Origin of the sequence: Actinomadura sp. 9N215 (assembly GCF_044326345.1) — a bacterium.
GTDB lineage: Bacteria > Actinomycetota > Actinomycetes > Streptosporangiales > Streptosporangiaceae > Spirillospora.
The window spans coordinates 278,724-291,623 of the sequence record NZ_JBIRBA010000006.1; the positions used below are offsets into that span (position 1 = coordinate 278,724).

Below are 12,900 nucleotides of genomic sequence, written 5' to 3' on the forward strand. Positions count from 1 at the left end.
CGCGCGTCGAGGATCGTTTCAACAGTGTCATTCTCCAGGGGGTGCGAATGCTGGGACTGCCGGACGAGGCGGCGGCGTGTCTCTTCGATCTCGACGGGGTGCTGACCAGGACGGCGGCCGTGCACGCCGCCGCCTGGAAGGAGATGTTCGACGGCTACCTGCGCGAGCGGGCGGGCCGCGACGGCGGGCCCTTCACAGAGTTCGACCCGGTCAAGGACTACGGCCGGTACGTCGACGGCAAGAAGCGCGAGGACGGGACGCGCTCGTTCCTGCAGTCGCGCGGCATCGAGCTGCCGGAGGGCGACCCGGACGATCCGCCCGAGAACGAGACGGTCCGGGGGCTCGGCAACCGCAAGAACGCGCTCGTCCTGCGGCTGATCGAGGAGAAGGGCGTCGAGACGTTCGACGGGTCGATCGACTACGTCCGCGCGGCGCGCAAGGCGGGGCTGAAGACGGCGGTGGTGTCGTCGAGCGCGAACACCGTCCAGGTGCTGCGGACGGTCGGCATCACCGGCCTGTTCGACGCGCGGGTCGACGGCGTCGTCGCGGCCGAGCGGAACCTGCCGGGGAAGCCGGCCCCGGACATGTTCCTGGTGGGGGCGCAGGAGGTCGGCGTCCAGGCGAAGCAGGCGGTGGTGTTCGAGGACGCGCTCGCCGGCGTCGAGGCGGGGCGGGCCGGCGGGTTCGCCTACGTGGTGGGCGTCAACCGGGTGGACGACGCGCACGCCAAGGCCCTCGCCGAGCACGGCGCCGACATCGTGGTCTCCGACCTGTCCGAGCTGATGGAGGGCAAGTGACAGACGCGGAAGGGCTGAACCCGGCCGACCGGCCCGTGTTCACGGTGGAGCCCTGGTGCGTGCGCGAGCCGGAGCTGCGGCTGGACAGGCTGGCCCAGAGCGAGTCGGTGTTCGCGCTGTCCAACGGGCATGTCGGGATGCGCGGCAACCTCGACGAGGGAGAGCCGCACGGGCTGCCCGGCACGTATCTGAACTCGTTCTTCGAGCAGCGCCCGCTGCCGCACGCGGAGACGGCCTACGGGTATCCGGAGTCGGGCCAGACGGTCATCAACGTGACCAACGGCAAGGTGATCCGGCTGCTGGTGGACGACGAGCCGCTCGACGTCCGGTACGGGCGCGTCCTGCACCACGAGCGGATCCTGGACATGCGGGAGGGCACGCTCACCCGGCATGTGGAGTGGACGTCCCCGGCCGACAAGACGATCAAGGTGACGTCGGTCCGGATCGTGTCGCTGACGCAGCGGGCCGTCGCGGCGATCTGCTACGAGGTCGAGCCGGTGGACGAGGCCGTCCGGGTGGTCGCGCAGTCGGAGCTGGTCGCGAACGAGGCGCTGCCGGGCGGCGGGAAGGATCCGCGCTCGTCCGCGATCCTGGAGAGCCCGCTGGTCAGCGAGGAGCACGTCGCCAACGGCACGAAGGTCCTGCTCCTGCACCGGACGCGGCAGAGCGGGCTGCGGATGGCGGCGGGCATGTCGCACGAGATCGAGGGCCCGAAGTCGATGGCGATCGACACCGAGAGCTCCAAGGACGTGGGCCGGCTGACGGTCGCGACGCGCCTGGAGCCCGGGCAGCGGCTGCGCATCGTGAAGTACATCGCGTACGGGTGGTCGAGCCGGCGGTCGCGTCCGGCGCTGCACGACCAGGTGGTCGGGGCGCTGGCGGGCGCGCGGCAGACCGGCTGGGACGGGCTGCTCGACGAGCAGCGCGAGTACCTGGACGGGTTCTGGGAGGGCGCGGACGTCGAGGTCGAGGGCGACGCGGAGATCCAGCAGGCGGTCAGGTTCGGGCTGTTCCACGTCCTGCAGGCGGGCGCGCGCGCGGAGCGCCGCATGATCCCGGCCAAGGGCCTGACGGGGCCCGGCTACGACGGCCACACGTTCTGGGACACCGAGACGTTCGTGATGCCCGTCCTGACGTACACGTCGCCGGGCGCGGCCGCGGACGCACTCGCGTGGCGGCACATGACGCTGCCGCTCGCGGTGGAGCGCGCCACCCAGCTCGGCCTGGACGGCGCGACGTTCCCGTGGCGGACGATCCGCGGCCACGAATGCTCGGGCTACTGGCCCGCCGGGACGGCCGCGTTCCACATCAACGCCGACATCTCCGACGCCGTCGTCCGGTACGTGGACGCGACGGAGGACGACCAGTTCGAGCGGGAGGTCGGCCTGGACATCCTGGTGCAGACCGCCCGGCTGTGGCGGAGCCTCGGCCACCACGACGTCGGCGGCGTGTTCCGCATCGACGGCGTCACCGGCCCCGACGAGTACAGCGCCATCGTCGACAACAACATCTACACCAACCTCATGGCGCGCCGGAATCTCCAGGAGGCCGCGGAGATGGCGATGCGCCATCCGGACGTCGCCGACCGGCTGGGCGTGGACGCCGAGGAGGCCGCGTCGTGGCGGGACGCGGCGGCCGCGATGCTGATCCCGTACGACGACCGGCTGGGCGTCCACCCGCAGAGCGAGGGGTTCACCAACCACGCCCGCTGGGACTTCGCCGCCACCAAGCCCGACCACTATCCGCTGCTGCTGAACTTCCCGTACTTCGACCTGTACCGGAAGCAGGTGGTGAAGCAGGCCGACCTCGTCCTGGCGCTGCACCTGTGCGGGGAGGCGTTCACGGAGGAGCAGAAGGTCCGCGACTTCGCCTACTACGAGGGTCTGACGGTCCGTGACTCGTCGCTTTCGGCGCAGACGCAGGCGGTCGTGGCGGCGGAGGTCGGGCAGCTGGAGCTGGCGCACGACTACCTCGGCGAGACCGCCCTGATGGACCTGCACGACCTGAACCGCAACACCCGCGACGGGCTGCACATCGCGTCGATGGCGGGGGCGTGGAGCGGGCTCGTCGCCGGGTTCGGCGGGATGCGGGCGGGCCGCGGCAAGCTGCGGTTCGCGCCGCGGCTGCCGGGCGGCATCAGCCGGCTGGCGTTCCGGATGCGGTACCGCGGCAGCCTGGTCAAGGTCAACGTGACGGCGGAGGCCGCGTCCTACGAGCTGCTGGACGGCCCGGGCATCAAGCTGTGGCACCACGGCGAGCCGTTCACGCTGGCGGACGAGCCGGTCGAGCTGCCGATCGAGCAGATCCAGGCCCGCCCGGCGCCGGCGCAGCCGTCCGGCCGCGAGCCGATGCCCCGCCGCATCGACCCCCACGGCCGCGGCCCCCGCCGCCGCTGACCGGCGCCTGGAGCGGAGCACCCGCGGAGCGTCGGCGGAGTGGACGACGACGGTCAGCGTGTCGTTGTGGGGGCGTGGGGGCCGTCCCCCACCATGACGCGCTGGCCGGTCAGTCGGTGGGGCAGGCGTCGGCGTGGCAGGGGTTGGGGGCGTCGCGCACGGCCCTGTCGTCCGCCGGCGGCCGGCCGGACGTGCCGTGCCGGACGAGGAGCCGCCGCGGCCCCGGGCCCTCGTCGCCGAGCCGGTCGTAGGGGTTGGCGAGGGCGCACTTGTTGATCGACAGGCAGCCGCAGCCGATGCAGTCGGTGAGGTCGTCGCGGAGGCGTTCGAGCTGGCGGATGCGGTCGTCGAGGGCGGTCCGCCAGTTCTCCGACAGGCGCGCCCAGTCGTCCACCGTGGGGGTGCGTTCCTCGGGGAGGGTGCCGAGCGCGTCGCGGATGTCGCTGAGCGGGATGCCGACCCGCTGCGAGACCTTGATGAACGACACGCGGCGGAGCGTGTCGCGGCTGAAGCGCCGCTGGTTGCCCGCCGTGCGGCGGCTGCTGATCAGGCCCTTGGACTCGTAGAAGTGCAGCGCCGAGACGGCCACGCCGCTCCGCTCGGCGAGCTGCCCCACGGTCAGTTCGTGCAACCGGTGCTCAAGCCGCGTCATGACCGCATCCTATGCGACCTCAACCGCGGTAGAGGTTTCCGGGGAGGGGGCGGAGGCAAACGCCCGCCCGCCGAGGTCGTCGGCGGGCGGGCGCGCGGCGGCGAGCCGGTCTGCGGCGGCCGATGGGCCGGTCTAGTGCTCCAGGCGGCGGACGAGGTCGTGGTACTCGTCCCACAGCGCCTTCGGCATGTGGTCGCCGAACTTGTCGAAGTGCTCGGGGACGAGGGCGGCCTCCTGCTTCCACACCTCGGTGTCGACGGACAGCAGCGTGTCGAGGTCGGCGTCGTCGAGGTCGAGTCCTTCGGTGTCGAGCGCCTCGCGGGTCGGCAGGTGCCCGATCGGGGTCTTGACGGCGTCGGCCTGCCCGTTGAGCCGCTCGACGATCCACTTCAGGACGCGGCTGTTCTCCCCGAAGCCCGGCCAGATGAACCTGCCGTCGGCGTTCTTGCGGAACCAGTTGACGTAGTAGATCCGCGGCAGCTTCTCCGGGTTCGTGGCCTTGCCGATGTCGAGCCAGTGACCGAAGTAGTCGCCCATGTTGTAGCCACAGAACGGCAGCATGGCGAACGGGTCGCGGCGGAGCTCGCCGACCTTGCCCTCGGCGGCGGCGGTCTTCTCGGACGCGACGTTCGCGCCGAGGAACACGCCCTGCTGCCAGTCGAACGACTCGGTGACGAGCGGGACGGCGGACGCCCGCCGCCCGCCGAACAGGATCGCGGAGATCGGGACGCCCTTCGGGTCCTCCCACTCGTCGGCGATGATCGGGCACTGCCCGGCCGGGGTGGTGAACCGGGCGTTCGGGTGCGCGGCCGGGGTCTCGGAGTCGGGCGTCCAGTCGTTGCCCCGCCAGTCGGTGAGGTGCGCGGGCGGCTCGTCGGTGAGGCCCTCCCACCACACGTCGCCGTCGTCGGTGAGCGCGACGTTCGTGAAGATGCTGTTGCCCCAGAGCGTCTTCACGGCGTTGGCGTTGGTGCTCTCGCCGGTGCCGGGCGCGACGCCGAAGAACCCTGCCTCCGGGTTGATCGCGTAGAGGCGGGAGTCGTCGCCGAACCGCATCCAGGCGATGTCGTCGCCGATCGTCTCGACCTTCCAGCCAGGGATGGTCGGCTCCAGCATGGCGAGGTTGGTCTTGCCGCACGCCGACGGGAACGCGGCCGCGACGTAGCGGGTCTCGCCCTCCGGTGGCGTGAGCTTGAGGATGAGCATGTGCTCGGCCATCCAGCCCTCGTCGCGCGCCATCGTGGACGCGATCCGCAGCGCGTAGCACTTCTTGCCGAGCAGCGCGTTGCCGCCGTACCCGGACCCGTACGACCAGATCTCCCGCGTCTCGGGGAAGTGCGTGATGTATTTGGTGGAATTGCACGGCCATTTGGCGTCCGTTTGACGGGGCTCCAGCGGGGCGCCGACGGAGTGGACGGCCTTGACGAACGACCCGCGCTCCTCGATGAGCCGCAGCGCGCCGGCGCCCATCCGCGTCATGATCCGCATGGACACGGCGACGTAGGCGGAGTCGGTGATCTCCACACCGAGCTGCGAGATGTTGCCGCCGAGCGGCCCCATGCAGAACGGCACCACGTACATGGTGCGGCCCTTCATGCAGCCGTCGAAGAGGCCGCCGAGGGTGTCGCGCATCTCGTCCGGGGCGATCCAGTTGTTGGTGGGGCCGGCGTCCTCCTGCTTCTCGGAGCAGATGAACGTGCGGTCCTCGACCCGGGCGACGTCGGTCGGGTCGGACGCGGCGTAGAAGCTGTTGGGCCGTTTCGCCGGGTCGAGGCGCGTGAGCGTGCCCTGGTCGACGAGAAGCCCGGTCAGCCGCTCCCATTCGGCGTCCGAGCCGTCGCACCATTCGACGCGGTCGGGCTTGGTCAGCTCGGCGATCCCGCGTACCCACTCAGTCAGTTCGGTGTGGCCGGTAGGGGCCTGGTCGGCCCCGGGGACCTGGTTGGACACGGGCAACTCCTTCAGCTGTTCGCAGGATGTTTGCATGATGAACAAGACCCGTCGTTTTTGCCATTTGGTCTGGACCAATCCCGTCCGCTTTTGGGCGTTGATGCCCGATTTTGTGATAGATATCACCGGTCTGCGGGTGGGCGGGAGACACGCCGGAGACACGCCTGGGTCCCCTGGCACGGACGCTCTCAAGCTGGGTAAACGTGGGTTTCCGTGGCCTTGACGGCCGCCCAGATCATGCTGCCCTCGGACAATTGAAGCTCCGCGACCGCCGCCGGGGTCACCTCCGCGACCGCGTCGAAAGGCGGCCCGGCCAGCCGCACCCGGACGCGGTCGCCCTGGCGCTCGATCGCGCCGACGCGGGCCCGCCACAGGTTCCGGGGGCTGCCGTCGGGACGCGTCCGGTACAGCGCCACCGAGGACGGCGCGAAGGCAAGGAACACGTCACCCTCGAGCGAGTCGACCGTGTCGAGCGTCCAGCCACCGCCTCCAGCAGCCCCCGCGCCGCCCTCGACCCCTCCCCCAGCGGGCCCCGCGCCGCCCTCGACCTTGTCCGCGGCGGGACCCGCGTCAGCCTCGATGGTGACCGTGCCGGCCTCGGCGCGGCCCCGGTACAGGTTCAGGCCGACCAGGCGCGCGACGTAGTCGGTGCGGGGGCGGCGGGCGACGTCGGCGGGCGTCCCCTCCTGGACGAGCCGTCCGCCCTCGATGACGACGATCCGGTCGGCCAGGACCATCGCGTCTAGGGGGTCGTGGGTGACGAGCACGGCCGCGCCCGCGAACCCGGCCAGATGACGGCGGAGCGCGGCGCGGATCTCCATCCGCGTGTGGACGTCGAGGGCGGCGAGCGGCTCGTCCAGCAGGAGCAGGCCGGGTTCGACGGCCAGCGCCCGGGCGAGGGCGACGCGCTGCGCCTGCCCGCCCGACAGCGCCCGCGGCCGGGCGGACGCGAACTCCGCCAGCCCGACGCGCTCCAGCCACTCGGCGGCGCGGCGCCGGGCCGCGCGGCGGCCCGCGCCCTGGCAGCGGAGCCCGAACGCGACGTTCTCCAGGGCGCTGAGGTGCGGGAACAGCAGGTAGTCCTGGAAGACCATGCCGATGCCGCGGCGGTCGGGCGGCAGCGGGCGCAGGTCGGCGCCGTCCACCCGGATGTGGCCGCCCGCCATCGCGACGAGCCCGGCCAGCGCGCGCAGCGCGGTGCTCTTGCCCGCCCCGTTCGGGCCGAGCAGCGCCACCACTTCGCCGGGCGCGGCGGTGAGCGCGAGGTCGAGGTCGAACGCGGCGCGCCGCACCACGAGCCGCGCCTCCAGCCCCCGCGTCCCCGTCCCCGGGGGACGGCCCGCGCCCCGGTCCGCCTCGCTCATGATGAGGTGCTCACCCAGCGGTCTCTCAGCGCGGCCAGGACGATGACCGACACCGCGAGGAGGACGAGGCTGAGCACGATCGCGGCCTGCGGATCGGTCTCCAGCGCCAGGTAGACGGCCAGCGGCATCGTCTGCGTCCGGCCCGGGAAGTTGCCCGCGAACGTGATCGTCGCGCCGAACTCGCCGAGCGCCCGCGCCCAGCACAGCACGGCCCCGGCCGCGACGCCGGGCGCGACCAGCGGCAGCGTGACCCGGCGGAAGATCGTCCAGCGGCCCGCGCCGAGGGTGGCGGCGGCCTCCTCGTAGCGCAGGTCGGCGGCGCGCAGCGCGCCCTCCACGCTGATCACCAGGAACGGCATCGCCACGAACGTCTCCGCCAGCACGACCCCGGCCGTGGTGAACGGGAACGTGATCCCGAAGGTGTCGTCCAGCCATCCGCCGACCAGCCCGCGGCGGCCGAGCACGAGCAGCAGCGCGACGCCACCGACCACCGGAGGCAGCACCAGCGGCACGGTCACCAGGGCCCGGACGATCCGGACACCGGGGAACGGGACCCGGGCCAGCGTCCAGGCCAGCGGGACGCCGAGCAGCAGGCACAGGCCGGTGGCGAGCGTCGCGGTGACCAGCGACAGGCGCAGCGCGTCCAGCACCTGGTCCTGCGCGAGCCGGGTGCCGAGCGTCGACCACGGGGCGCGGACGAGCAGCCCGGCGAGCGGCAGCACCAGGAAGGCGAGCCCGGCCAGCGCGGGCAGCACCAGGATCCACGGCGGACGCCCGACCAGCCTGTCGGCGCCGGCATCGGCGCCGGCGTTCTTCACGGCGCCTCGAAACCGGCCCGGGTCAGTGCCGTCCTGCCCTGCGGCCCGAGCACGAGCCGGATGAAGTCCTTCGCGAGCGCGGCCCGCGGCGCGTCCGCGACCTCCACGATCGGATAGTCGTTGATCGCCTGCGCCGCCTCCGGGAACTCGATGCCCGTGACCCGGTCCCCCGCCGCCCTGACGTCGGTGCGGTAGACGAGCCCGGCGTCCGCCTCGCCGAGGCCGACCTTGGTGAGGACGGCCTTGACGTCCTGCTCCCGCGACACCGGCTCGACCTGGACCCCCGCGGCGGCGAGCGCCTTCTCCGCGGCGGCGCCGCAGGGCACCTGCACCGCGCACAGCACGACCTTGAGCCCGGGCGCGGACAGGTCGCCCACCTTCGCCACCTTGCCGGGATTGTCCTTGGGAATGGCGATGACCAGGCGGTTCCTGGTGAACACCTGCGGTCTTCCGGCGGCGTCGCCCGCGTCCGTGACGGTCTCCATCGTGGCGGGGCTGGCGGACGCGAACACGTCCGCCGGGGCGCCCTCGGTGATCTGCCGCGCGAGCGTCGAGCTGCCGCCGAAGTTGAACCTGACCTTGACGCCGGGATGCGCACCCTCGAACGTCCGGCCGAGCGAGGTGAACGTCTCGGTGAGCGAGGCGGCGGCGAACACCGTCAGCGTCCCGCGGCCACCGCCGCCACCACTGCCGCCGCCTGCTCCGGACGCGCCGTCGTCCACCTCGCCGCAGCCCGTCAAGGCGGCGGCCAGCACGACGGCGGCGGCCACGGCGGTCGGCTTGCGCACGATGCCCCCCTCAGTCCGGCAGCTCGACGATGACGTTGGTGGACTTCACCACGGCCTCGGCGACCACGCCGGCGCGCAGCCCGAGGTCGTCCGCCGCCTCGCGGCTCATCAGCGACACGACCCGGAACGGCCCGGCCTGGATCTCCACCTGCGCCATCACCCCGTCGCGGACGACGTCGGTCACGATCCCCCGCAGCCGGTTGCGCGCCGACGAGAAGCGTTCGCCCTGGTCGGACGGCGCGCGCCCGGTGCGCGCCTGGTCGCGCACGAACGAGGCGAGCTCGGCCCCCGGGACGAGCCGGTGCCCGTGCTCGTCCCGGGACGCCGGGAGCCGGCCGCCGTCCACCCAGCGCCGGACCGTGTCCGCGCTGACCCCGAGCAGCGCCGCCGCCTCACTGATCCGGAACGTCGTCACGGAGCCAAGCCTAACGATCCGCAGATGCGAGGAAAAGAGCGGCATACCACCAGACGATGCGAGCTGGTGAAGACGATGTCCATCGCAACTGCGGCTCAGCGGACCTCCAGCAGCACCTCCGTGATCATCCCGAGGCAGGACCAGTCCACGAGGCGCTCCCGCCTGATCCGGCCGAACGCGGCGACCTCGACGTAGGTGACCTCGCCGTCGGCGGCCAGCCCGTGCGTCCCGGACGACGGGAGCCGCGCCAGCTCGTCCCCGGTGATCCCGGCGGAGAACAGGTGCGCCCGGTGCCCGGACATCGTGGCGTTCACCTGCCGCGTCCCGTGCTCACGCAGCCGCTCCGCCGCCAGGACCAGGCCCGTCTCCTCCTCGACCTCCGCCAGCGCGACCTCGGCCGGGCCGCCGTCCCCGGAGCCGCCGGGCAGTTCGTGGACGAACCCGTTCACGCACGGGCTCCGGAACTCCCTGACCAGCACGACCTCCGTCTCGTCGAGCGTCTCCCCGAGCCGGTACAGGACGACGACGGAGACGTCCGGACGCCCCACCACGATCTCGTTGTCCTTCACCCGATCCTCGGCCGCGACGTGCATCCGGACGTGCAGGGCCCAGTGGTCGCCGAACCGGAACACCACCCGCGCCCCCAGCAGGACGTTGCCCGCCGCGCACTGCCCCGCGTACCAGCGCCGCACCGACTCCTCGCGCCACAGCAGCAGCGGGATCTCCCGCTCCCCGCCCGTCCGCGACGCGCCCGGGCCGATCCGGTCGAGCGCCGCCGCGACCGTCGCCGGGAGGTCGGTCGCCGTCGGCACGCCCGACTTGGCGGCGTAGTGCAGCAGGTAGCGGTTCTTCGGCGCCTGCGGAGGGGCGCCGAAGACGGTCCGTCCGCTGTCGTGCCACATCCCCCACTCGACGTTGGTGGTGAACGCCGGCATGGTGTCCAGGTCGCGCGGCACGAAGAAGATCACCTCGTCGGACAGGTGCAGGCAGCGCTCCTCCCACTCGACCTGCCCGACGTAGTCGTCGTGGATCCCGTGCCGGTGCTCGGGGACGAACACGACGAGCCGGCCGGGGTCGGCGCCGTCCAGCCAGCGCTCGCGCAGCGCGGCGACGGCGGCGGGACGCCAGGACGCGGTCTCCGGCGACCGCGGCGTGGGACCGGCGAGGAAGACCGCGGCCTCCCACCGGTCGGGCGGTTCCTCGTGCGCGTAGACGACCACAAGGTCGGCTCCCATGCGGCTCGCTCCTCTCGCCCCGCCCGTGTGGACTGGACTTGCGCGGGTAATGGTGGTTTAAGCCAGAATCGGACGCCCGGTCAGGAGGAATGATCATGACTGGGACCATGCGCGCTCCACGCTCCCGGGGCGGCCTGAGCGGCACGCTGCTCGTGCTGCTCGGCCTCTGGGGCGGTCTGCTCCCCTTCGTCGGCCCGTACTTCAACTTCGGCTTCGCTCCGGACGACGCCTGGACGTACGACACCGACCGGCTCCAGCTCATCATCGCGCCCGCGGCGGCCGTCGTGCTCGGCGGGCTGATCGTGCTCGCCGCCGCCAACCGCGCGTTCGCCATGTTCGGCGCCTGGATCGCCGCGCTCGGCGGCGCCTGGTTCGCCGTCGGCACGTCCGTCGCCACGCTCTGGGACGTGGAGGGCGTCGGCGCCCCGCTCGGATCGGGCGAAGGACAGCGGCTTGCCGAGCACCTGTCCGGGCTCACCGGCCTCGGCGTCGTCGTCGCGTTCCTGGCCGGGCTCGCGCTCGGCCGCTTCGCCGTGATCGGCGTCCGGGAGTCGGCGTCGCCGGACGACGGCGGGCAGGCGGGCGCGACGTCGACGCAGCCGCTGGTGTACGGACGATACGCGCGGGAGAACCCGCCCGCCGGGCAGGCGCCACCGCCGCTGCCGGGCGACCGCCACATCGCGGGCGAGACACGCTACGACCGCTAACTCTCCCGAAGGGGGACAGCGCGCGCTACGGGCGGTGGCGGCCGTGGCGGCGCATGTCGCGGACGGCCTTCGTCGTCTCGTGGCTGCCCCGCTCCTCGTCCAGCCGCACGTCGTCGCGGTCGGTGAACATGGCGGCGAAGGCGACCAGCAGGCCGACGCCGCCGATCCACGGCTCCCGCCAGGCGAAGCTGAGCGCCACGCAGCCGACGGCACAGGAGATGAGCAGCACCAGCTTCACGTCGCCTCCTCGGCACCGAGCCAGCCGAGTAATGGAAGACTTACTCGCCGGCCGTAAGAGGCATCCTGACACGCCGCGGCCCGGCCGGGAAAGATCCCCGGGCGGGCCGCGTGCCGCATGTCTCCGCTACTTCTTGCCCTTGCCGCGCTTCTCGCGGATCTTCATGGCGATGTCGAGGGGCGTCCCCTCGAAGCCGAACTCCTCGCGCAGGCGCCGCTCGATGAACCGCCGGTACCCCTCCTCCAGGAACCCGGACGTGAACAGCACGAACCGCGGCGGCCGCACGCTCGCCTGCGTCGCGAACAGCACGCGCGGCTGCTTGCCGCCGCGCACCGGATGCGGATGCGAGCTGACCAGGTCGGCGAAGAACTGGTTGAGCTTGGACGTCGGGACGCGCGTGCTCCAGCCGTCCAGGGCCGTCTCGATGGCCGGGACCAGCTTCTCCATGTGCCGCCCCGTCCTGGCGGACACGTTCACCCGCGGCGCCCAGCGCGCGTGGTGCAACTGCCGGTCGATCTCGCGCTCCAGGTAGTGGTGGCGCTCCTCGTCCAGCAGATCCCACTTGTTGTAGGCGATGACCATCGCGCGGCCCGACGCGACCACCATCGAGATGATCCGCAGGTCCTGCTCGGCGAGCGGCTGGTCGGCGTCCACGAGGACGACGGCGACCTCGGCGCGCTCCAGCGCCGACTGGGTGCGCAGCGTCGCGTAGAAGTCGGCGCCCTGGTTCTCGCGGTGCCGCCGCCTGATCCCTGCGGTGTCGATGAACCGCCACGTCCGGCCGCCGAGGTCGATCAGCTCGTCGACCGGGTCGCGGGTCGTGCCCGCCACCGCGTCCACGACCGCGCGGTTCTCCCCCGCCACCTTGTTCAGCAGGCTCGACTTGCCGACGTTCGGACGGCCCAGCAGCGCGATCCGGCGCGGCCCGCCCGTCTCCTCGTCGAACGACTCCGGCGGGGCCTCCGCCGGCAGCGCGGCGAGGACCGCGTCCAGCAGGTCGCCGCTGCCGCGCCCGTGCAGCGCGCTGACCGGGTGCGGCTCGCCGATGCCGAGCGACCACAGCAGCGCCGCGTCCGCCTCCACGGCCGCGTTGTCGACCTTGTTGGCGACCAGCACCACCGGCTTGCCGGAGCGGCGCAGGATCTCCACGACGGCCTCGTCCACGTCGGTGGCGCCGACGGTGGCGTCCACGACGAACATCACGACGTCGGCCAGGTCGACCGCCAGCCGGGCCTGCTCGGCGATCGCCGCGGCCAGCCCGGCCGAGTCGGGCAGCCACCCGCCGGTGTCGACGACGGTGAACCGGCGGCCGCTCCACGACGCGTCGTAGGCGACCCGGTCGCGGGTCACGCCCGGGACGTCCTCCACGACCGCCTCGCGGCGGCCGAGGATCCGGTTGACCAGGGTCGACTTGCCGACGTTCGGCCGCCCGACCACCGCCATGACGGGCGCCGGGCCCTCGTCGGCGGCGACGTCCTCGGCGACGTCCACGGTCTCGATCTCGTTATCGCTCACTGTGAATTCCCCGCGGGGGCCGTGC

General features: G+C 72.6%; 12 protein-coding genes. 3 read left to right on the top strand and 9 right to left on the bottom strand.

Annotation, left to right across the window (positions count from 1 at the left end):
• Positions 1 to 47: 47 nt before the first annotated feature.
• Entirely contained in the window at positions 48 to 797 is a 750-nt protein-coding gene (locus ACH34T_RS13250; RefSeq protein ID WP_395992438.1) for an HAD family hydrolase, read from the top strand.
• The gene (locus ACH34T_RS13255) at positions 794 to 3,193 is read left to right on the top strand and encodes a glycoside hydrolase family 65 protein (protein ID WP_395992364.1); all 2,400 of its coding nucleotides are present in this window, start codon (positions 794 to 796) and stop codon (positions 3,191 to 3,193) included. Before ACH34T_RS13250 ends, ACH34T_RS13255 begins: the two co-directional genes overlap by 4 nt.
• Positions 3,194 to 3,302: 109 nt before the next feature.
• On the opposite strand, the gene soxR is transcribed toward ACH34T_RS13255, so the two are convergent.
• The 7 genes from soxR to ACH34T_RS13290 form a co-directional block, all read right to left on the bottom strand.
• Complete coding sequence (soxR, locus tag ACH34T_RS13260) at positions 3,303 to 3,845, bottom strand: redox-sensitive transcriptional activator SoxR (protein ID WP_395992365.1); 543 nt, start codon at positions 3,843 to 3,845, stop codon at positions 3,303 to 3,305.
• Between the two features lie 132 nt (positions 3,846 to 3,977).
• Positions 3,978 to 5,795 carry a phosphoenolpyruvate carboxykinase (GTP) gene (locus ACH34T_RS13265; RefSeq protein ID WP_395992366.1) on the bottom strand — a complete coding sequence of 606 codons (1,818 nt, stop codon included), beginning with the start codon at positions 5,793 to 5,795 and terminating at the stop codon, positions 3,978 to 3,980.
• A 188-nt stretch (positions 5,796 to 5,983) separates the two neighbouring features.
• On the bottom strand, positions 5,984 to 7,159 hold the full coding sequence (locus ACH34T_RS13270; RefSeq protein WP_395992367.1) for an ABC transporter ATP-binding protein: 1,176 nt from the start codon (positions 7,157 to 7,159) through the stop codon (positions 5,984 to 5,986).
• Positions 7,156 to 7,977, bottom strand: a complete 822-nt coding sequence (locus ACH34T_RS13275; RefSeq protein WP_395992368.1) for an ABC transporter permease — start codon at positions 7,975 to 7,977, stop codon at positions 7,156 to 7,158. The genes ACH34T_RS13270 and ACH34T_RS13275 overlap by 4 nt, the downstream gene beginning before the upstream one ends.
• A complete protein-coding gene (gene modA / locus ACH34T_RS13280; RefSeq protein ID WP_395992439.1) occupies positions 7,974 to 8,768 on the bottom strand; it encodes a molybdate ABC transporter substrate-binding protein in 795 nt (264 codons plus the stop codon). Before modA ends, ACH34T_RS13275 begins: the two co-directional genes overlap by 4 nt.
• Positions 8,769 to 8,775: 7 nt before the next feature.
• The gene (locus tag ACH34T_RS13285) at positions 8,776 to 9,180 is read right to left on the bottom strand and encodes a molybdopterin-binding protein (RefSeq protein WP_395992369.1); all 405 of its coding nucleotides are present in this window, start codon (positions 9,178 to 9,180) and stop codon (positions 8,776 to 8,778) included.
• Between the two features lie 95 nt (positions 9,181 to 9,275).
• Positions 9,276 to 10,415 (bottom strand): nucleoside 2-deoxyribosyltransferase domain-containing protein, encoded by a 1,140-nt coding sequence (locus ACH34T_RS13290; RefSeq protein ID WP_395992370.1) that lies wholly within the window; start codon positions 10,413 to 10,415, stop codon positions 9,276 to 9,278.
• A gap of 95 nt (positions 10,416 to 10,510) precedes the next feature.
• Between ACH34T_RS13290 and ACH34T_RS13295 the strand changes: the two genes are divergently transcribed.
• Positions 10,511 to 11,122 carry a hypothetical protein gene (locus ACH34T_RS13295; protein WP_395992371.1) on the top strand — a complete coding sequence of 204 codons (612 nt, stop codon included), beginning with the start codon at positions 10,511 to 10,513 and terminating at the stop codon, positions 11,120 to 11,122.
• Positions 11,123 to 11,147: 25 nt separating this feature from the next.
• Here ACH34T_RS13295 and ACH34T_RS13300 read toward each other — a convergent pair whose 3' ends face one another.
• Together ACH34T_RS13300 and der are read right to left on the bottom strand one after the other, a co-directional pair.
• Positions 11,148 to 11,360: a hypothetical protein gene (locus tag ACH34T_RS13300; RefSeq protein ID WP_395992372.1), complete on the bottom strand. Its 213-nt coding sequence runs from the start codon at positions 11,358 to 11,360 to the stop codon at positions 11,148 to 11,150.
• 126 nt (positions 11,361 to 11,486) lie between these two features.
• Positions 11,487 to 12,875 (bottom strand): ribosome biogenesis GTPase Der, encoded by a 1,389-nt coding sequence (der, locus tag ACH34T_RS13305; protein ID WP_395992373.1) that lies wholly within the window; start codon positions 12,873 to 12,875, stop codon positions 11,487 to 11,489.
• Between the last annotated feature and the right edge of the window lie 25 nt (positions 12,876 to 12,900).

Excerpts from the sequence above, each read along its gene's own strand:
- ACH34T_RS13270 (WP_395992367.1), bottom strand. The coding sequence starts at position 7,159 with ATGAGCGAGGCGGACCGGGGCGCGGGCCGTCCCCCGGGGACGGGGACG.
- soxR (WP_395992365.1), bottom strand. The coding sequence starts at position 3,845 with ATGACGCGGCTTGAGCACCGGTTGCACGAACTGACCGTGGGGCAGCTC.
- ACH34T_RS13250 (WP_395992438.1), top strand. The coding sequence starts at position 48 with ATGCTGGGACTGCCGGACGAGGCGGCGGCGTGTCTCTTCGATCTCGAC.
- ACH34T_RS13295 (WP_395992371.1), top strand. The coding sequence starts at position 10,511 with ATGACTGGGACCATGCGCGCTCCACGCTCCCGGGGCGGCCTGAGCGGC.
- ACH34T_RS13290 (WP_395992370.1), bottom strand. The coding sequence starts at position 10,415 with ATGGGAGCCGACCTTGTGGTCGTCTACGCGCACGAGGAACCGCCCGAC.